Annotated in this window: 14 protein-coding genes; 6 read left to right on the forward strand and 8 right to left on the reverse strand. The window is 38.9% G+C overall.

The genetic code is table 11. The features are described from left to right. Nucleotides 1–66: 66 nt before the first annotated feature. Nucleotides 67–1,797, forward strand: a complete 1,731-nt coding sequence (locus IPH66_16475; GenBank protein MBK7130939.1) for a T9SS type A sorting domain-containing protein — start codon at nucleotides 67–69, stop codon at nucleotides 1,795–1,797. 70 nt (nucleotides 1,798–1,867) lie between these two features. Here IPH66_16475 and IPH66_16480 read toward each other — a convergent pair whose 3' ends face one another. Continuing rightward, nucleotides 1,868–2,080 (reverse strand): hypothetical protein, encoded by a 213-nt coding sequence (locus tag IPH66_16480; protein MBK7130940.1) that lies wholly within the window; start codon nucleotides 2,078–2,080, stop codon nucleotides 1,868–1,870. A 39-nt stretch (nucleotides 2,081–2,119) separates the two neighbouring features. After that, on the reverse strand, nucleotides 2,120–4,189 hold the full coding sequence (locus IPH66_16485) for a tetratricopeptide repeat protein (GenBank protein ID MBK7130941.1): 2,070 nt from the start codon (nucleotides 4,187–4,189) through the stop codon (nucleotides 2,120–2,122). Nucleotides 4,190–4,725: 536 nt separating this feature from the next. On the opposite strand from IPH66_16485, the gene IPH66_16490 reads away from it, so the two are divergent. The 3 genes from IPH66_16490 (at nucleotide 4,726) to IPH66_16500 (ending at nucleotide 11,426) form a co-directional block, all read left to right on the forward strand. After that, nucleotides 4,726–9,336 carry a gliding motility-associated C-terminal domain-containing protein gene (locus IPH66_16490; GenBank protein MBK7130942.1) on the forward strand — a complete coding sequence of 1,537 codons (4,611 nt, stop codon included), beginning with the start codon at nucleotides 4,726–4,728 and terminating at the stop codon, nucleotides 9,334–9,336. A 296-nt stretch (nucleotides 9,337–9,632) separates the two neighbouring features. After that, nucleotides 9,633–10,514 (forward strand): hypothetical protein, encoded by an 882-nt coding sequence (locus IPH66_16495; protein ID MBK7130943.1) that lies wholly within the window; start codon nucleotides 9,633–9,635, stop codon nucleotides 10,512–10,514. A gap of 282 nt (nucleotides 10,515–10,796) precedes the next feature. Then, the gene (locus IPH66_16500; protein ID MBK7130944.1) at nucleotides 10,797–11,426 is read left to right on the forward strand and encodes a SprB repeat-containing protein; all 630 of its coding nucleotides are present in this window, start codon (nucleotides 10,797–10,799) and stop codon (nucleotides 11,424–11,426) included. Nucleotides 11,427–11,471: 45 nt separating this feature from the next. Here the strand turns inward: IPH66_16500 and rnc are convergent, their stop codons facing one another. From rnc to IPH66_16530, 6 genes are all read right to left on the reverse strand, one after another. After that, a complete protein-coding gene (gene rnc, locus IPH66_16505) occupies nucleotides 11,472–12,128 on the reverse strand; it encodes a ribonuclease III (GenBank protein ID MBK7130945.1) in 657 nt (218 codons plus the stop codon). Between the two features lie 68 nt (nucleotides 12,129–12,196). Further along, on the reverse strand, nucleotides 12,197–13,450 hold the full coding sequence (fabF, locus tag IPH66_16510) for a beta-ketoacyl-ACP synthase II (protein ID MBK7130946.1): 1,254 nt from the start codon (nucleotides 13,448–13,450) through the stop codon (nucleotides 12,197–12,199). 40 nt (nucleotides 13,451–13,490) lie between these two features. Further along, on the reverse strand, nucleotides 13,491–13,727 hold the full coding sequence (locus IPH66_16515; protein MBK7130947.1) for an acyl carrier protein: 237 nt from the start codon (nucleotides 13,725–13,727) through the stop codon (nucleotides 13,491–13,493). Between the two features lie 65 nt (nucleotides 13,728–13,792). Beyond that, a complete protein-coding gene (locus IPH66_16520; protein MBK7130948.1) occupies nucleotides 13,793–14,458 on the reverse strand; it encodes a nitroreductase family protein in 666 nt (221 codons plus the stop codon). 804 nt (nucleotides 14,459–15,262) lie between these two features. Next, entirely contained in the window at nucleotides 15,263–15,817 is a 555-nt protein-coding gene (locus tag IPH66_16525; GenBank protein MBK7130949.1) for a hypothetical protein, read from the reverse strand. A 485-nt stretch (nucleotides 15,818–16,302) separates the two neighbouring features. Beyond that, a complete protein-coding gene (locus tag IPH66_16530; GenBank protein MBK7130950.1) occupies nucleotides 16,303–17,109 on the reverse strand; it encodes a hypothetical protein in 807 nt (268 codons plus the stop codon). 488 nt (nucleotides 17,110–17,597) lie between these two features. On the opposite strand from IPH66_16530, the gene galE reads away from it, so the two are divergent. Together galE and IPH66_16540 are read left to right on the forward strand one after the other, a co-directional pair. Further along, nucleotides 17,598–18,617, forward strand: a complete 1,020-nt coding sequence (gene galE, locus IPH66_16535; protein MBK7130951.1) for a UDP-glucose 4-epimerase GalE — start codon at nucleotides 17,598–17,600, stop codon at nucleotides 18,615–18,617. Beyond that, entirely contained in the window at nucleotides 18,614–19,351 is a 738-nt protein-coding gene (locus IPH66_16540) for an outer membrane beta-barrel protein (GenBank protein ID MBK7130952.1), read from the forward strand. The genes galE and IPH66_16540 overlap by 4 nt, the downstream gene beginning before the upstream one ends. Nucleotides 19,352–19,381: the final 30 nt, after the last annotated feature.

The following is a 19,381-nucleotide window of genomic DNA, read 5'->3' on the forward strand; positions in this document are numbered from 1 at the left end:
GCTATTTTTCTTCAGATCACTACTTAACTCACCAAATTTTGTAACTTGTGTCAAATCAATTGATGCATGTTTGTTCGCACAATTCTCGTTTACTTATTGATTTGCTTCGCTGAATGCTCGGCGCAAGAATTATATTTTGATTGGGCATTTGGGCTGAATGGATACGATGATCAACAGGTAAATGACCTGTGCGTTTTGCCTGATGGAAGTATTATTGTTGCGGGCGGATTTTATGGATCTATGGATGCAGACCCAGCCGATGGAACCACGATGATTGATGCCAACGGAATCATGGATGGTTATGTAGCTCGCTATAGTTATGAAGGCAACCTGTTGTGGGTAAAACAAATCAGAGGATTCACAAGTGGTTTTGTTCCTTACAACTGGATTGGTGGGGCGGCTTATGATGATTCATGGAATATTTATTTGACGGGATCATTTTTGAGCTCAGCTGATTTTAACCCGGGATCATTAAATTACACCATTACCCCTGAAGGAGAACAGGACGCATTTATTTTGAAATTAGATTCTGCCGGAAATTTTGTTTGGGTTAAAACCTATGGAGGACCAGGCATGACACGCGTAATTGGTTCAGCAATTCATGTGTCAGAATCTCATCTTTTGGTAACCGGTAATTTCATTGGAACAAGCGATTTAAATCCGGGAAGCGGAAGCAATTATACTTCTGTCGGATACAGCCCGTACGTATCAAAATTTAATTTAAACGGAGAATATCTCTGGACAAAAGTATTGCCTGAAACTGGCGCCGGAATTGAAAACACTTCATATGATATACTTGAGTTAGAAAATGGTGACATTGTGTTAGGCGGTAGCTTGGAAACGGGCATAGATTATGATCCGGGCAGCGGCGATTACACACTCTATTGCGCGGGCCTTTACCCTGATATGTGGGTGGCAAAACTTGATGCGAATGGAAATTTTATCTGGGCAAAAAGATTTGGTGGCGCCCAACTAGATTCCTTTCATAGTTTTTGTAGTGATGAATCAAACAATATTTATGTAGCAGGAGGATTTCGCGGAACGGGAGACTATGATCCCTCTTCTAATGAATATCTCATTACACCTGTTGACTGGGTGGATATTGTTTATTTCAAATTAAGTGATGCCGGCGAACTTGTTTGGATCAATACAATTGGTGGGCTTGATACTGATTTGGCGTATGACATTATTTGTGTTGATGATTCTGTTTTATTTCTGTCAGGAACATTTGCTAATGAGGCAGACTTTGATCCTGGGGTTGGAATAACAAATCTGAATGCTGAAGACGGAAATGGTTTTCTCCAAAAAACTTCAACAAACGGAACAGTGCATTGGACAATCAATCAGCCTTGCGGACATTTATTTTCACAAAACTCTATCCTTTACACATCAGGAAGTTTCTATGATACCATTTCATTTTTTAATTTATCCTCGGTTAATCATCAAATTACTTCATACTACACGTCAGACATTTTTTTAAGCAAATACAAGTTGGACTCAACAATACATGAAGGCCCTCCTCCACCACCAAGCATGGATAGCGTCTATTTTACGAATTTCAACGTATATCCAAACCCGGTTGCTACTGATCTTTATATTGAAATACCTTCAGAGATTGCGGGCGGCATAATCAGAATTTACAATGATGCCGGAGAAATAATTTCGGAAATTGAATTTCTAGAAAATCATTTTGTAACTATTCCGGTGACTCAGTTTTCAGCCGGTGTTTTATTTATTGAAATAGAAACTGATGTTCAGATTTTTCGGCAGAAAGTTGTGATAATTGCTTCAGAATGACAAGGTAACTAACTGCAGTTAAAATTCTTTATCTTAAAAAACCTATGCCAATATTTCGCTGTAACAGCATCTATTGATCATCTTTTTCACTCATAAAAAAGGTACTTACAATTGCCCAAATAATGGTAACGGCAATAAAAACCAAACCCGTTGTAATAACAATTGTCATTAAAACAAATTCATATTCACCTCCCCATAATCCCCTGACTAAATGATACGCACTTGAAATAATCAGCGAAAAAATAATCCGATATTTAAGTTGATTCAAAAGTTTGATTTTCATGTTTGTTTTTACTTGTTTAACCTCTGTCTACAAGAATTTTTATACCCTGATTCCTATAACGCAGACATCGTCTACCTGTTCTAAATTGCCTCTCCAATTGTCAAATGTTTTGGCAAGAATCGCTTTCTGTTCTTCCATTGATTTCTCAGCAATGGTGAGCAACAATTCTTTAAATGAGGCGTATTTAAATTTCTTTCCTACCTCACCACCAAACTGGTCGGCATACCCATCAGTAAAAATGTAAATGAGATCACCCTTTTCCAATTTTTCTGAATGCCTTGTGAACGGAACGTTTTGTTTGTCGTGTCTACCTACAGGCATTTTATCAGGCTTGAACTCTATAATTTCACCCCTTCTAATAATCCAAAGAGGGTTGTTTGCCATAGAAAATTCAACCGCTGTTTTATCTTGGTTGAGAATTAAAAGCACAGCGTCCATTCCGTCTTTTCCGCCTTCGGGGCTGCCGTCGTTGGCAAGTGTTTGGATTATTTTCGCGCGGGTAAAATTTAGTATTTCATCTGATGCAGTCAATTTTTCAGCAATTGCCTTTTCTAAAGATGCAATGTTGAGCATACTCATGATAGCACCCGGTACCCCATGACCAGTGCTATCTGCAGCAACAAGACAAAATCTTTGATCAATCAATTTTGTTGTCCAATAAAAATCTCCACTTACTTTTTCTTTTGGGTTGAAATAGATAAAATAGTCTCCTTCTCCTTGCCCTCTGTGGGTGAGAGGAACGAGCAAATGTTCATCAAGTATTGTTTTGCTGGCCATTAAAGAACGTTGAATGCGTTCAGCGTAATTGATGCTGTCGGTAATTTCTTTATGCGCTTCTTCTACTTGGTTTTTTTGTTGGCGAATTATTTCATTTTGTATTTGTGTTTCTTCTCTTTTTCTTTCAATTATTTTTTTCTGTCTGCTAATCACTCTAATTCGATTAGCCATAACCAGTGCAAAAATTACCACCAATGAAAGCACGCCAATTGCAAATATCAATATGATTCTATTTGTTGCAAGATCAGCATCACGTTTTTCAATTTTTGCTTGTTGAATTTCTGCTTCTTTTGCAAATACAACACTGTCTGCGGCGGCTTTTTTTGCATATTCAAATTTGGCTGAGCTCTCAATCGTTGCGCGAGAAACACTGAGGTTGTTCATGGTGTCTCTCATCTGAATTTGCAATTTGAACATTTCCAACGCTTCTCCATTTTTATTCTGCTTTTCATAGCATTGATAAAGCAACTCTGCATTGTTTGCTATGTCCTCAGGATAACCAATCATTCTGGCGTACTTCAGACCTGTTTCACCATATTTAACAGCGGTAGAAAAATCTCCTTTTCGTAAATATATTTTTCCTATTCGGTGATGCGCATCAGCAAGCCCTTTGAGATCACCAACTGTTTCTTCAATTTCAATTGCAGCTTGAAAATATTCCAGCGCTTTATCGTCTTGTTGCCTGTCATATTCAACAAGACCTAAATAAACAAATGAATATGCCGTGCCAACCAGATCATTCATTTTCTGATTAAACACGAGACAGCTGTCATAATATTTAATGGCTTTTGCAGTATCACCCAAGGAATAATAAACTGAACCACAATTGGCATATCCACTTCCCAATCCGTGTCCGGTTTCGGTTAGTCTGAATTGTTCGTTAGACTTTAGATAGTAGTCAATTGCCTTTTCAAAATCTTTTTGATGAAAATACAGCGTTCCAATATTATTATAATATGCGCCAATGTTTTGATGATTTTGATTGGTAAGTTCAATCATTAATCCTTTATCATAGTATTGCAAGGCAATTTCTATTTCACCTAAATTCTCATGTAAATAACCTAACCAACCATAACTTTCAGATGCCCTGTCTTTAAGGCCTGCCTTAATAGATATCTGTAATGCTTCCTCGCAATAGCCTATAGCCTCTCGCGGATTACCATAATATGTAAAGCCTGCTAAATCATGCAGTATGTCAACCTTGATGCTATCAACAGTTGTTTTTTTTAATACATCTTTCAATGAATCAACGGGCGTTTGCGCATAGGAGTGCGTAGCACAACAAACAATGAATAGACTTATTTGAATGATGAACAATTGTACGTTTTTCATGTGCGATTGCCTTGCGTATAGAGTGAAAACTATTCTGAAATATATGCATTAATCCGCATACTAGCTCGTTTAAATTTAACAATCAGCAAATCACTTTGTGTCTGCGCTATTTCACCGTGGATTTTTACTGCGCCGTTCAGCGCCGCATGCTCAATTTGCACTATTCATAAATTTCAAGTGGAGATTTGTGATCAGCAATCTTTTTTACTTCAACTCAAATTTTGATGTGTCAATCTTTAAGAAAATGCACACTAAACAATTGATTTTTTATCTCACGTTACAGCACTTTTTCATCTATTATACCTAAACCGATATATATGCGTGCATAATATTTCATTTCATAGATGAATGCTCAATTCTCATCGTTAAAGCTTGTCAAATAAAGGGTTGAAACAGATAACATGATTTGCCTCATGTTTTATTATTCCGTAACTTCTCTCTGAACCAATGCTCATACTATTGACCGAATGCTACCCTACTTAATGACGTAAAATTTACACCAACACCGGTTAGTATGAGCCCCAAAACCAACGCCTATGAAAACGCTCATACTATTACTTTGTCTTATTCTCTCACCCATTCTTTTAAATGCGCAAATTGGTAAAGACGGAAATGTAACCATAACCAATACGCAAGTGGTGAATGAATATACCTCCCTCTCACAAGATGCAAATCCAGGAGACATGGTTCTCACTGTAAACAATTCGGGTTTAAATAATGGAGGCAACTTTAGCTCTGCATTACAAGCAGGAGATTTAATCATGATCATTCAAATGCAAGGCGCCAGCATATTAGGCGGCGTGAATGACATAAGCTGGGGAGAAATATTATCATACAATAATTGCGGATTATTTGAATTCAAAGAAGTGGCTAATGTGCCAAACGCAACCCATATTGAATTACAATGTCCGGTTGAAAACACGTATACTCAAAGCGGACACGTGCAGGTAATTCGCGTACCAAGATATAATACACTCACCGTAGATGGCGGAACCATTACATCACTCACCTGGAACGGAACCATAGGCGGTGTAGTAGCAATAGAAGTGAATGGATTAACCACATTGATCAACGGCGGAACAATAGACGTAACCGGTCAGGGATTTCGCGGTGGACAAATGGATAATCAGAGTAGTTATGCTGCACTGAATTTTGCCTATCCAAATCAAAACGCCGGAGGAGAAAAAGGAGAAAGTATTGCAGGTTTCGGACCTGACTATTCACCTCTTGGTGGTCGCTACGGACGAGGTGCACCTGCAAATGGCGGTGGTGGAGGTAACGCGCACAATGCCGGTGGTGGCGGAGGCGCAAATGCCGGTAGTGAAATTCCTTGGAATGGTTTAGGTAATCCTGATATTTCAGTGCCTGCGTGGATTAATGCATGGAATTTAGAAGGCCCTGGATTTTCTACCAATCTTTCATCAGGTGGTGGACGCGGTGGATACACGTTTTCATCAAGCAATCAAAACGCATTAGTGATGGGTCCTTCACAAGCCGGTTGGGGAGGAGATACCCGACGCAACACAGGGGGTATTGGTGGACGACCTTTAGATTATTCAAGTGGACGACTTTTTCTTGGTGGTGGTGGCGGTGCCGGCGACGGGAACAACGGAGCGGGCACCAACGGAGCGTCCGGGGGTGGTTTGGTTTATCTGATTACATACAACGATGTAGTTGGTACTGGTCAGATCATCGCCTCCGGGCAATCAGCTCCTCCTACTCCTCCAAACGGAAATGATGCACCCGGTGGTGGTGGCGGTGGTGGAACCATTGTTGTAAATGCAAGCGGAAACATTGCAACATCGATTTCACTCATTGCAAACGGTGGTGATGGAGGCGATCAGGTTATTCCAACCAACGAAGCTGAAGGACCTGGTGGTGGTGGAGGTGGTGGATACATCGCATTTTCAAATGGCACACCGGGCACGAATGTAAGTGGTGGATTAAACGGAACAACTAACTCAGGCGGAGTGACAGAATTTGTTCCTAATGGCGCAACTATGGGTGGTGCAGGTTCGGTTTCGTTCCCTGTTATTGCAACTTATAACATGAACATTTTTGCAGTCAATGACACCATTTGTTCAGGCACATCTACTACACTAAATGCTGTTGCAGAAAATCCTTTATTTACCAATTTGATTGAGTGGTATGATGCTCCATTTGGTGGAAATCTATTATCAACCGGATCAAGTTTTACCACACCTGCACTCACGGTAAACACAACCTACTATTTGAAAGTATGTCCAAGCTTAAGTGTTGACAGTATATCGGTGATTGTGCAACCTAATCCGGTTTTTGGAATTGTAACAGATTCAACAAATTGTTTTGGCGGCAGTGACGGATCTGCATCAACTAATGGAATGGGATCGTATACCTATGCATGGAGCAATGGTCAGAACGGACCTATGGCTACTGGATTTTCTGCAGGTACGTATTCTGTTACGGCTACAAGTTCTATCGGATGTATGACCACTCAAAATTTTGCCATTGAACAACCTTCTCCCATGAATGTAAATTTTAGCGGTACTCCGGCATTGTGTTTTAATGATCCTAGCGGAACACTTACGGCAACAGCTTCAGGTGGCAACGCGCCTTATAATTATCAGTGGACAAGTCCGGCGGTTAACGCACCAACAATTACCAATGTGCCCAATGGAAATTACACCGTCACAATAACAGATGATCATGGATGTATAATTTCAGCGAATGGATCGGTATCAAGTCCCTTGCCACTGACAACAAATCTTGTTGGCGTAAATGATGTAAGTTGTTTTGCTGGTAGTAATGGAAACGCACTTGTTGCTGCCGGTGGGGGAACTTTTCCATACAGCATTGACTGGTTGACTTTAAGTAATGATAATTTTTTCATGGATAGTTTATCAGCAGGAAATTATATTGTTGAAGTAACTGACGCAAACAATTGTGTTACCAGCATGGTAGTGACAATTTCTGAACCCGGTCCGTTTACAGTTAATTTGTCCGTGATGCAAGATGAAACTTGTACTGCAGGTAATGGAATTGCATTTGCTTCAGTTTCTGGCGGAATTGGTGTAATCAATTATTCATGGACTCCGGCTGTTTCATACTCACCCATTGCAAACAACTTAAGCGCCGGTCCTTTATCTGTTCAGGTGCAAGATGAAAACGGATGTATTGCAACTGATAATGTGAACCTCATTAACCACCCAACAGGCAACGCGGTGCTTGCTTCAATGAATGCTGTTACTTGTGAAAATGGATCTAACGGTGATGCTTCAGTCAATATGATTGGCGGAACAGCACCTTTCAATTACACGTGGTCATGTTCATGCTCAAACACCAGTTTTGCAGATAGTCTTTCATCAGGAAATTATTCAGTAATTGTTACAGATAATAATGGCTGTATAGATACGCTGAATTTTGCGATGACAGAATTATTACCGCTGGTATTAACCAATGCTTACACATCTGATCCACTCTGTTACGGTGATGCTAACGGTTCATCTTTGGTACAGGCAAACGGTGGCACAGGCCCTTATTTTTTCTCTTGGAATACTATGCCTGCACAATATAGTGACCTTGCAACAAACCTTTCTGCCGGCAATTATTCCGTGATTGTTACTGATGCAAATAATTGTGCTGATACCATTTCGGTTTCATTGAATCAACCAACAGAATTAGTTCTGTCACCACAAGTATTGAGTAATATAATTTGCTTTGGTGACAGTGCGGGTGTAGCATCAGCTAACGCCACCGGCGGAACATTACCTTATCAATATACTTGGTCTAATGGTGGCAACACAGACACAATTTTAAATTTACCATCAGGGCATTATACTGTTTTTGTAACTGACGCTAACGGGTGTGATCAAAACGGGTCTATTGAAATTCTAGAATACCAAAATGTACTTGCTGAATTATCTGCAGATACTATTTTTTGTCCCGGAGATTTGGTGACTTTCACCGTGCTAACAAACGGATTAAATAATTTGTATGATTACAACTGGTACGTAAACGGAAACTTACAATCAACACAAAATACGTATACCATTCCAATTTATTCTACAACACAAATCAGTATTGAACTTGCCAACACGGTGAATTGTCCTGATATTTTTGACACCATTGTGGTTTCACCTGTACAGCTTGATCCTGCTGTTTTAAATGCAATTGGAACGACAGATACACTATGCTTAGGTCAAGCGGGCATTGTTCAGGCTATCATCACGGATTGGTCTTATCTAACCTCAGTATACTGGGATAGTTTAGCCTTGGTGGGAGTCGGTCCGCATGTTGTGAAACCAACAGAGCCGGGTTACTACGTAGTCACAATAGAAAACATGTGTAATCAAACCGCAAAAGATTCTGTGTTTTTAAATGTACACATGCCGCCTGCTGCTGATATTTTTGCACACAACACTGACGGATGCGGCAAAGTCTATGCAGAATTTGGTTACAACGTAGCTCCTTACGATTATCCTGTTTCTGATTTCAAATGGAGTATTATGTTTACAGAATATGACACGCTGAATCCGGTGGTAGGATTTGAAGTGAGTTCAGATGTACTTGCACAACTTGAAATTGAGTTCAGCAATGGATGCAGTTTTGATTATGAAGACACCGTGCATGTAGAAGTATATCCGTTGCCTGAGGCAAATTTCTATTACAATCCTGATCCGGCATTACAATATGAATTGACTGAATTTATTGATATCTCACACGGTAACCCTGTTGCGTGGGAGTGGTATGTTGAAAATCAATTTATCTCTACTGATGAACGCACTACTTGGGTGTTTGATGAAACCGGAAATTATGCTGTAATGCAAGTAATCACTAATGAATACGGATGTTCAGACACCGCACATCTTTTAATAGAAGTGATTGGAGATTTTACGGTTTATGTGCCAAATGCATTTACCCCTGATGGAAATGATTACAACAACACCTTTCAGCCCATCATGCAAAATGTGAAACCGGACAATTATGAATTCTTGATTTTTAATCGTTGGGGAGAACTGATTTTTGAAGGTCATAATCTGGAAGCAGCCTGGGATGGCTTTTATGGAGGAGACCTAGTGCCTGATGATGTTTATGTATGGGTAATCAGAGTTACTGACATCAATGATAAACGACACGAATACACCGGACACGTTGCACTTTTAAAATAAATATCGTTCATGCGTAAAACCCAAAATAAAAAAACCCGTCGGAAAATCTGACGGGTTTTTTTTATCCAAATTGAGCAGTAGAATGTTGTAGGGATATTCTTGCGTTGCAGATTCAATTTTCTCACCTTGGCGCAGATAGAGACCTGCGCCTACAACGACATTTTGTTTTGCACCCTGTGACTACAGAACGATCTCTTGTTAAAAGCCATTTGACCTAAAAAAATTCTATTGCTTAATCGGGTTTTAAAGACTAAACAAAATATTATTGCGTTATTCAATTCAGTCCACTTCCATTTATGAAATATTTTTTTTCGATTTTCTGTCTGTTCAGTGTAATGAATTTTTACGCGCAAGACACCACCCAAATAAAGCGAATAAAAATTTCAGATGTGCAGCTTCACATGGGCATGAGTACAAATGTGGCCACCAATGCCAGTGCAGTGGATATTGATAAACTTGCGCCGGGTTTCGGGTTTGATGTTCTTAGTAATCCTGACCCTTCAGGCTTTGCTTATACCATGAATAATTTTTCTTTCAACTCTGCCTTTTCGGGCATGCTTGGCTTTAGTTTTTCTACTAAAGACAAAACTAAATACCGCGATAATTTTTTATTGCGTATTGGTTTTAATCATCTTTACTATTCACCACTTTACTTTTCTTCATCTGATGAATATAATTTTTCACCTGATACTTTGTACTCAAGTCAAACCGGTGAAATAATTCTGTCCGATTCAATAGCAAGAACAAGCTACTGGGTTGAGTATACCACTGAACAAATTCGATTGGATGTTTCAGTAATTTTCAGAACCAATCAGCAAGCGCGCTGGTCACTTTACGGTGGCGCAGGCATCAATGGCGGGATTTCACTCAATTCGTTTACACAAGTAAACGAAACTTATATGCGAGGTAAAAGATTCTATTATGAAGACGGAAACTCTACCTCCTATACAATTTATGAAAGTGGCTCAACGCGTGTAAAAAATAAACAATCGTCAGGTGCAAGCGTGTACTTACCTCTTGGCGTAAACGTGCGCTTAGGAAAGAAACGCCCTTTCTGGACTAATCTGCACTTGTTTTATGAATTGAGACCGGGACTCAGCTTTTTAATGATACCTGAAATTGGTTCCACGGTTAATGCATCACTCACGCAAGGGCTTGGGTTAAAAGTTACGTGGTAGGTAGGTTTAGATAGAAAGATATTTTACTGTCCTTTTTTTGTTTCCCGTTTCAATCATCTCTCCTTTCATCTCTAAATTCACCGTATCCATCGAATTTTTCAGTGCGTAAGACCCAAAAACGAATAAACCGTTTTATATGCGTGCATAATATTATTAATCTTAGACGAAGGCTTCTTTTTACACGCTTAAATCTTTTATTGATGCAATTTCCAAGTCGAAAATCACTTGTTTTAATGGAATGATAAATGTAACTTTTCAGTGAACCTATTAAATCCTACTTATATGAAAACGCTACACATTTTTACAGGAGTTTTATTCGCTGTTAATACAACTACTACTTTTGCAAATGAGTCAACATTGGCTATAAACATTCTTGAAATAAACTTACCAAGCTGCAACGGATTTTCAAACGGCTCAGTAACTGTTGAAGCAACAGGCGGAACACAGCCTTACACTTATAATTGGAATACCTTTCCTGAACAATCAACACCGCATGCTGTCAATTTGAAAAGAGGCACCTACTTTGTTCAAGTAACAGATGCTTTGGGTGCTGTTTTTTATAGATCAGTAGAAATTACTGACCCTATTGAAACAAGCATAAACATTACCAGTAGCATGCCTGATGAGAACTCAACTGCATCTGTTTCATCAATTAATAATTCAACCGAGTACACGTATTATTTCAACGGCGCCCTGCTTGACAAACCTATTTTAGAAGGGCTTGATATTGGCATACATAAACTTGAAATTTCAGATAATGCCGGCTGCACAGTCATTCAATACATTCAAGTGTTTGACGTTGAAGAATCAGACACAGTATCATCAGCCGATATTCAAGTGACACATCCGCAGAGTTTGGAAAATTATGAAGAAAGTCTTTTTAAATCAGACATTACCATGATAAGGGAATAGGTTCAGTTCACGGCAGCCTGATCTCAGCACGACAGGTCAGGCTGCTTACTGAACACCCAACAAGGTCAACGTCTCCTGACTTGCTTGTTGCTCTGCTTCTTTTTTAGATTGACCTTTACCCATGCCCCACTCTTTTTCGTTAATAACTACCTGACAAATATACTGGTAGTCATTTTCTTTTGCTGCTTCTTGCAAAATTTTGAAATTTACCATGAGCTTGTTTTTTTGTCCCCAAATTAATAAGGCAGATTTAAAATCAATTTCCTGTTCAAGCACTTTGTTGAGGTCAATATAATTTCGAATGATGTAATTATTGAAAATATTCTTGGTGATTTCAAATCCGGCATCTAGATAAATGGCGCCAATCAATGCTTCAAGCGCATTACCCTCAATAGTTGCTACTCTGATTGATCTGCCTGTTTTATAGCGTATGTGTTCTGCCAATTCCAGTTCTGCTCCAATTTGAGAGAGCATATTGCGATTAACAATTTTGGATTTTAGTTTGGTGAGATATCCTTCATCTCTATCAGGAAATTTTTGAAAAAGAAAATGCGCAACAATGAGGTCAATAACCGTATCACCAAGATACTCGAGCCGTTCATTGCTTTGTATATCATCACGCAAATTGCTATATGATTTATGCGTGAGCGCTTTATGAAACAGTTCAAGATTCTTAGGACGATAACCGAGTTTTTTGACCAAAAAAGCTGTTAGCTTCAAGTCAGCCTCGTTAGATTTTCTCCTGAAAAAGAATCGCAAAATTTATGTAGTTAATTTTCGTATGCTTTGAATATCACTGACGTATTGTGACCACCGAAACCAAAAGTATTACTCAATGCATAACGCACTTTGCGTTTTTGAGCGGTGTTAAACGTGAAATTGAGTTTATTGTCAATTTCCGGATCGTCAGTAAAATGATTGATTGTTGGAGGCACAATTCCATGATTGATTGCCATGATACACGCAATAGCTTCAATTGAACCCGCAGCACCCAACAAGTGACCGGTCATAGATTTTGTTGATGAGATATTGAGGTTGTAAGCATGCTCACCAAACACCGTTTTAATGGCTTTTGTTTCTGCGATATCGCCCAACGGAGTAGATGTACCGTGAACGTTGATATAATCAATTGCCTCAGGCTGAATGCCTGCTTCAGCCAACGCTTGTTTCATTACGCTTATTGCGCCAAGTCCTTCAGGATGCGGCGCCGTGATGTGATAAGCATCAGCAGATAAACCACTACCTACAATTTCACAATAAATTTTTGCCCCTCTAGCTTTGGCGTGTTCAAGTTCTTCAACAATTAATGCGCCAGAACCTTCACCCAGCACAAATCCCTCCCGGTCTACATCAAAAGGGCGTGATGCTGTTTTTGGATCATCATTGCGGGTAGACAATGCCTTTAATGCGTTGAAACCCCCAACGCCTGCTTCATTTACGCAGGCCTCGGATCCTCCTGAAATAATCACATCTGACTTGCCCAAGCGAATAAGATTCACAGCATCAATCAACGCATTGTTTGATGAGGCGCATGCAGATACAGTTACATAGTTTGGTCCTCTGAACCCGTAGGTAATTGAAATGTGCCCGGCCGCAATATCAACGATCATTTTAGGAATAAAGAACGGGTTGAAGCGAGGGGTTTCGTCAGCCCCAATAAATTCCCGCATTTCCTCTTGAAAAGTTTTTAACCCACCAATGCCTGAGCCCCAGATAACGCCGGCGCGCTCAAGATTGATCTTAGTTACGTCAATCCCTGAGTCCGCCATGGCTTCAGCAGATGAAACCATAGCGTACTGGGAAAATTGGTCGAGTTTTCTTGCTTCTTTTCTATCGAGATGATTCTCAATGTTGAAGTTTTTTAACTCACAGGCAAACTGCGTCTTAAATTTTTCCGGATTAAAATAAGTAATGCGTGCCGCACCACTTACGCCGTTAATCAGAGAATTCCAATAATCGGTTAGATTATTTCCAATAGGTGTTAATGCACCCATGCCGGTTATAACCACTCTTTTTAACTCCATTCAATAAAAGGATTCGTTAAACCTGTAAAGTGACGAAAGATTATTTTGCGTTAGCCTCAATATAAGCTATTGCATCTCCAACTGTCTGGATTTTTTCAGCCTGATCATCCGGGATAGCGATATTGAATTCTTTTTCAAATTCCATGATCAGCTCAACAGTATCCAAAGAATCAGCTCCGAGGTCATTTGTGAAGCTTGCCTCTGCAGTCACTTCATCTTCAGCTACTCCTAATTTGTCAACGATAATTGACATTACTCTTGATTTTACATCAGACATAATAATCTGTTTTAATGGTTTAATTCAGGGTGCAAAGAAAATACATATCTAAACAAAATCAAAATTTACCTGAAATAAATTGCAATTTCATCATGGGTTTTTCGTTTTAAATCTGGCACTTTGCACTGATTTGCAGGGTATCCCACGGGTAAAAGCAGAAAAGGTTTTTCATTTTCAGGCCTTTTCAGGGCTTTAACCAAAAAATTCATAGGACTTGGCGTGTGGGTAAGCGTAACAAGCCCGGCTTGGTGAATGGCTGCAATTAAGAATCCGCAGGCAATACCCACAGATTCTGACACATAATAGTTGTTAGTTTTTGTACCGGATTCATCAAAATCGTATGATTTTTTCATTACCACAATAATCCATGGGGCAATGTCAATAAACTCTTTCACATCATTAGTGCCCAAAGGCGCAAGATCTTTCAACCAACGTTCGCTCATGCGGCTTTCATAATTTTCTTTCTCCTCTTCTTCAGCCAACATTCTTATTTGGTGTTTCAGGTCTTTATTTCGGATGACACAAAACACCCATGGTTGTTTATGAGCACCAGACGGAGCCGTACCGGCAGTATTGATTATGTGTCTGATAATTTCTTCAGGCACATCTTTGTCAGAAAAAAATCGCACTGAACGGCGCTTGTTCATCAAGGCATAAAATTCTTTTGATCTGATCAAAGACTCGTCTGTTGAAAATGACAGTGGTTCATAAGTAATAAAAGGGTGTTCCATCTTGTTGTTTTTAATTCTCGTACTAAGGAGGCATTTCTCATGTTCAGCACAAATTGAGCTAACCGGCAATGTCATCTGTAATAAATGGGTTCACTGCGCCCAAAGGTAATGGCATAAGCTTGATTAAAAGTACTGAACTTAATGCTAACCCACTCAGCTGAACAAAAACTTTTTTATTATCCCGATAGCCATAGGGCGGTGTTTAAAATTTTTTTGTGCGGCGCTGCTGCTATGAAATACTGAAATTGGAGAAGCTATGAGCCATTACTCTTTATCCCCTATGTTACCAGACGTTTATTCTTCCAATATGTGAAAGGTCTTTTCGGTTCCGAACATACGTTTAATTTCAGCAGCACTCACTACAATTCGTCCTTCTGCGTCATGCAATTGCACATGGCAAATAACGCTTCCTGCTTTATGCTTTCCCAAGTCCGAAGTTACATTTGCCAATATCATATGCTTATCATGATCGTATATGAGCATATAATCATAATAGTCTTCTTCCTCGCTTGCACGAGACATGCCAACTCCATAAAGTCGGAATTTTGCGCCCTTGTAAAATTCTAGGTCGTCTTTAAGTCTGCAACAGGAATCAACTTTTTCATTATTAATGGCTGGTAACGCTTGGCTAAATGTAGTTGCGACTGGCGTTTGATTAAAGGTACTAAATTGATGTTAACCCACAAGCCGAGCAAACAATTTTTTAAATTTTTCTTTTAAGAAATTTTGCTCGGCGTAATGGAACAGAACCACTTCAATTGGAGAACCGTAGCCGCGCATTTTGGTTTTAGCTGTTATGCACTGTTAGTTAGTCATGATCGGATTCTTCACCAATGGGTTTGAACAAGTAATTTTACCATCCAAATCAATGTTAAATATCACAGTATCGCAGCAGATCGTGGTGTCCGTTTGACACATTACTGAAACTCTTTCACCAGACTGAGTTTTAATTTCAACCCAATATGGTTCAAGCATTATTTTTTGTGAATCAATTAACGTAACGGAACGATCTTTATGAACTTCACAGTATGGATTTCCGATCGCATATACACCTGTAGTAAAACGTGAAGAATCGATTGTTTTTCCAAAAAAGTCTTTGGTATACAAGTATGGTGAGCTTTTTTCATTTGACCTCTTGTTGTAATATATTTCCATGAATACGGATTTGTCCTGGGTCATTGTTCTGAAGAAAATGAACGAGGTATCATTATTCGGTAAATTTGCCCTTAATTCGTGAACGAATAATCCCTGAAAAGCGTTGTCAACTTCTATTTTGTTCAATTCAAAATATGCGGACTCGTCCGATTTACAACCGGTCAAAAATACAAGTATTAATAAATTGAGAAAATACTTTTTCATTTCTAATAGTGTACAACGGCAGTCCATCCAAAAACATCTTTTGAGATAACCACCAACCTAAAATTAATCAATTAAATGGGTTTTAAGCGATGCTTTTTGGCGATTTTATAAAAAAGATTTGGCGTTTGACAAAAAAAATTGTGCTGAAAATCTACTTAAAATCATTTCAAGTTAATACACAAGAATATTGATGGTACGCATGAGGGTTGCAAATGAAAATCCTTGACGTAGGCGCAGGTCGCGACGTGCGCCTACACGACGATCAAAACTTGCAACCCGTTTGGCTCAACCTTACATATGTCAAGTCAAAATATTTTTCGATTTATAATTTTAGGTTGTGAAAAATTCCAGCGCAAATGCCAACACCATTTTCCAACAATTAACAATATAAAAATATATAAATTGACATATCGTATCCAAGGTGAGGGCTGGGATCAGGGATTGATGGTTTACATAGCATGTGGTGTTACCTGTAGTTAAAGTACTCAATTGTCTATTGATTCTTTCCACTCCACGATTAATTGTGCTTCTGAAACTTTTAAATTTTCCAATAATTCGGATGCGTCTTCTATTGAAATCATTTTGAATACAACATTTCTTCCATAATTTTCGTCGATATATTCGACAAGAGATCCACTCAAATTATAGTTGTATGGGTTGTTCTTAAGGTCGATTAAGCTTTCTGGAGAATCAGCCTCAAGAAGTAAGTTTTTTATTGTCGTATCAGGTACATTTCCAAGTTGACCTGAAACATATACTGCGAGGCCTTCGGTGAACCACTGCATATTTTCATTTCGTTGAATATTTTGACAGTGTTGTTGATGGAAAACATGAACTAGCTCGTGGGTCACAATTTGATAAATTGCATTGGTGTCATTTGCACCAGGTTCGCATGATTGAGAAGACCAAACTCTAGGTGAGAGCAAATCAATTCTTAGGCGTTCACCTATCGCCACAAGCCAACACTCCGATCTAAAATTGGGAATATTATAATTTAACGCTAAGACTTTATCCAAACTATCCCTTTCGCTGTAAATAAATACATCAAACTTTTCGAGGAATTTTTTTGAGAAAAATGATTCGATTTTACTTATGCTACGCACAATCCATAATTCCATAACATTCGAATAGGGGCTTTCAATTGAGGCATAATGAAGGTCAAAAATGCTATCAAAGGGTGCGGTTCCTTCGCTTAATTCTTCGTTCGTTAAAGATTCGGAATTATTACAACAGAAAAAAAATCCAGCGATTATAGCAAGTAATACTCTGACGTACAGCTTTTTGAACTTCATTGTTAAGGTGTACTTTTATTAATTACAGGTAAAGTCAGTCTGTCTAAAAACTAAATGCCGCCTCCCGAGAATCGAATATATGAAAATTCTCGTGGACCACTATCCGAATATTTAATTCTCGTGAGTGGGTTTTTAGACAGTTTGACGGACAACGCATAAAAGTAGTAGCGCAACCTTGATTAAAAGTACAGAACTTAAAAGTACCCACCAAGCGGAACAAAATTTCTTTAATGAATTTTCATCCGACTTCTACAATATTTAGTGTGTTTTTGGGAATGATCATATCAGTGAGGCCGGTTACTAGATTTACCTAATTTTACACATTTATCCTCCAAAATCTGTCTAGCAATTAAAAAACAAAACCTCTTTCCTTAAAACAGCATTATATTTGTGTAATTGCATCATCCGGTGTTGGGCTAGGCAGACAGCAAGGTGGTGCAAGAAAGAAAAATTGGATGCAGGACTAATTTCTGTCTGAAAAAAAGGTGATGAAGAAAAAAATTGCAGTTACCGGTGGTGCCGGATATATAGGATCTCATACCGTTGTTGAACTTGTTGAAGCAGGGTTTGAGCCCTTGATCATTGATGACTTCCGGAATTCTGAAGCTTGGATTATTGAGCGCCTTTGTGAACTTACCGGTGTGAATTTGATTGGTTATGCCATTGATTGTACAGATGAAAAAGAATTGATTAGTGTTTTTAGAAAACATCCTGACATTAGCGGAGTCATTCATTTTGCCGCATATAAAGCAGTTGGAGAATCAGTAGAATTTCCGATTAAATATTATCAAAACAATATTGGATCACTTTGTGCCGTGCTACAGGCTATGCAAACTTGCGGAATTCATGATTTAGTTTTTTCATCATCATGCACCGTGTATGGCCATCCTCATAAACCAGAGGTAAAAGAAGAGACAGCCATTCAGTCAGCCGCATCACCCTACGGCGACACAAAAATTATTTCAGAACGGATTATTCAACACGCTGTAAAAGCCAATAAAAATTTACGCGCCGGGCTGCTTAGATATTTTAATCCTATTGGCGCACACCCTAGCGCTAAAATTGGTGAACTGCCTTTAGGAGTGCCAAATAATTTGGTGCCTTATATTTCCCAAACGGCAGCAGGAATCAGAGAACAACTTGTTGTGAACGGCAATGATTACAGCACAAAAGACGGCACCAATATCAGAGATTATATTCATGTGGTTGATTTGGCAAAAGCACACGTGAAAACAATTCAGTGGCTTTCAGAACAAGCGGGCAGCACGTGTGAGGCTTTTAATTTGGGAACAGGTCAGGGAACTTCTGTCTTAGAAATTATCCATACTTTTGAAAAAGTAAATCATCTTAATTTGAATTACCGCATTGGCCCAAGACGCACCGGAGATGTTGAACAAATTTTCGCAAATCCTGAAAAAGCATATCGCATGTTGAAATGGAAATGTGAATTCACCGTTGCTGATGCTCTTTTGCATGCGTGGGAATGGCAAAAAACATTGAAAAAGTGAAGCAAGTTTTTCTCATATCCGGATTATTTTGTTCCCTGAGTCTCTTCTCGCAGGAAAATCCTTATGACCATGCCTTTGTAAAACGTCGTCCGGGCATTATGAGACTTTACACCGGCTTGTCAGCGCCGGATGAAACCACCCCTGATAAATTTGATAGATTTAATACAGATATTTTCTTCAATAGCTGGCTGGGTGAGCAGGGCGGTACATCAACTTATTTTTATTCTGTTGGCCACAACATGAATTTAATGTTTGATATTCCTTTTCAAAAAAAATCAGTTTTTGGAATTGGGGTTGGATTTGGCTATTCCCATTTTTCTATTCGGCATAACGGCGAATTTCAATTCATGACAAATAGTTTGGATGAAGATTATAGTTTATTGCAAATTTATACCGGACCCAAACGTTGGAGCAACAGAACCTCATTCACTTTTGTTGAAGTACCTTTTGAATTCAGAATTCGCGCAGCACGTGAACGCGGTAAGTTCAAGTTTTATCCAGGATTTAAAGTTGGTTTTATGGTAGTTGATTATCATAAGTGGCGGATTGGAAGTGATGAGTATAAAGAATTTAATTTTCCTGACTTGAACAGATTACATTACGGACCCACTTTGCGCATTGGGTTTGATAATTACATGCTATTCGGTTATTATGATTTAACCTCTCTTTTCACTCACGACAGCAGTAATAAATTGCAACTTTTTTCATTAGGCATCAGCATTGGTTGGTTTTAGTTTTTTCGATTTGCATTTTAGAACGTGCAG

The organism is Crocinitomicaceae bacterium, from assembly GCA_016708105.1.
GTDB lineage: Bacteria > Bacteroidota > Bacteroidia > Flavobacteriales_D > Crocinitomicaceae > JADJGJ01.

Excerpts from the sequence above, each read along its gene's own strand:
- IPH66_16475 (MBK7130939.1), top strand. The coding sequence starts at position 67 with ATGTTTGTTCGCACAATTCTCGTTTACTTATTGATTTGCTTCGCTGAA.
- IPH66_16480 (MBK7130940.1), bottom strand. The coding sequence starts at position 2,080 with ATGAAAATCAAACTTTTGAATCAACTTAAATATCGGATTATTTTTTCG.
- IPH66_16485 (MBK7130941.1), bottom strand. The coding sequence starts at position 4,189 with ATGAAAAACGTACAATTGTTCATCATTCAAATAAGTCTATTCATTGTT.
- IPH66_16490 (MBK7130942.1), top strand. The coding sequence starts at position 4,726 with ATGAAAACGCTCATACTATTACTTTGTCTTATTCTCTCACCCATTCTT.
- IPH66_16495 (MBK7130943.1), top strand. The coding sequence starts at position 9,633 with ATGAAATATTTTTTTTCGATTTTCTGTCTGTTCAGTGTAATGAATTTT.
- IPH66_16500 (MBK7130944.1), top strand. The coding sequence starts at position 10,797 with ATGAAAACGCTACACATTTTTACAGGAGTTTTATTCGCTGTTAATACA.
- fabF (MBK7130946.1), bottom strand. The coding sequence starts at position 13,450 with ATGGAGTTAAAAAGAGTGGTTATAACCGGCATGGGTGCATTAACACCT.
- IPH66_16515 (MBK7130947.1), bottom strand. The coding sequence starts at position 13,727 with ATGTCTGATGTAAAATCAAGAGTAATGTCAATTATCGTTGACAAATTA.
- IPH66_16520 (MBK7130948.1), bottom strand. The coding sequence starts at position 14,458 with ATGGAACACCCTTTTATTACTTATGAACCACTGTCATTTTCAACAGAC.
- IPH66_16525 (MBK7130949.1), bottom strand. The coding sequence starts at position 15,817 with ATGAAAAAGTATTTTCTCAATTTATTAATACTTGTATTTTTGACCGGT.
- IPH66_16530 (MBK7130950.1), bottom strand. The coding sequence starts at position 17,109 with ATGAAGTTCAAAAAGCTGTACGTCAGAGTATTACTTGCTATAATCGCT.
- galE (MBK7130951.1), top strand. The coding sequence starts at position 17,598 with ATGAAGAAAAAAATTGCAGTTACCGGTGGTGCCGGATATATAGGATCT.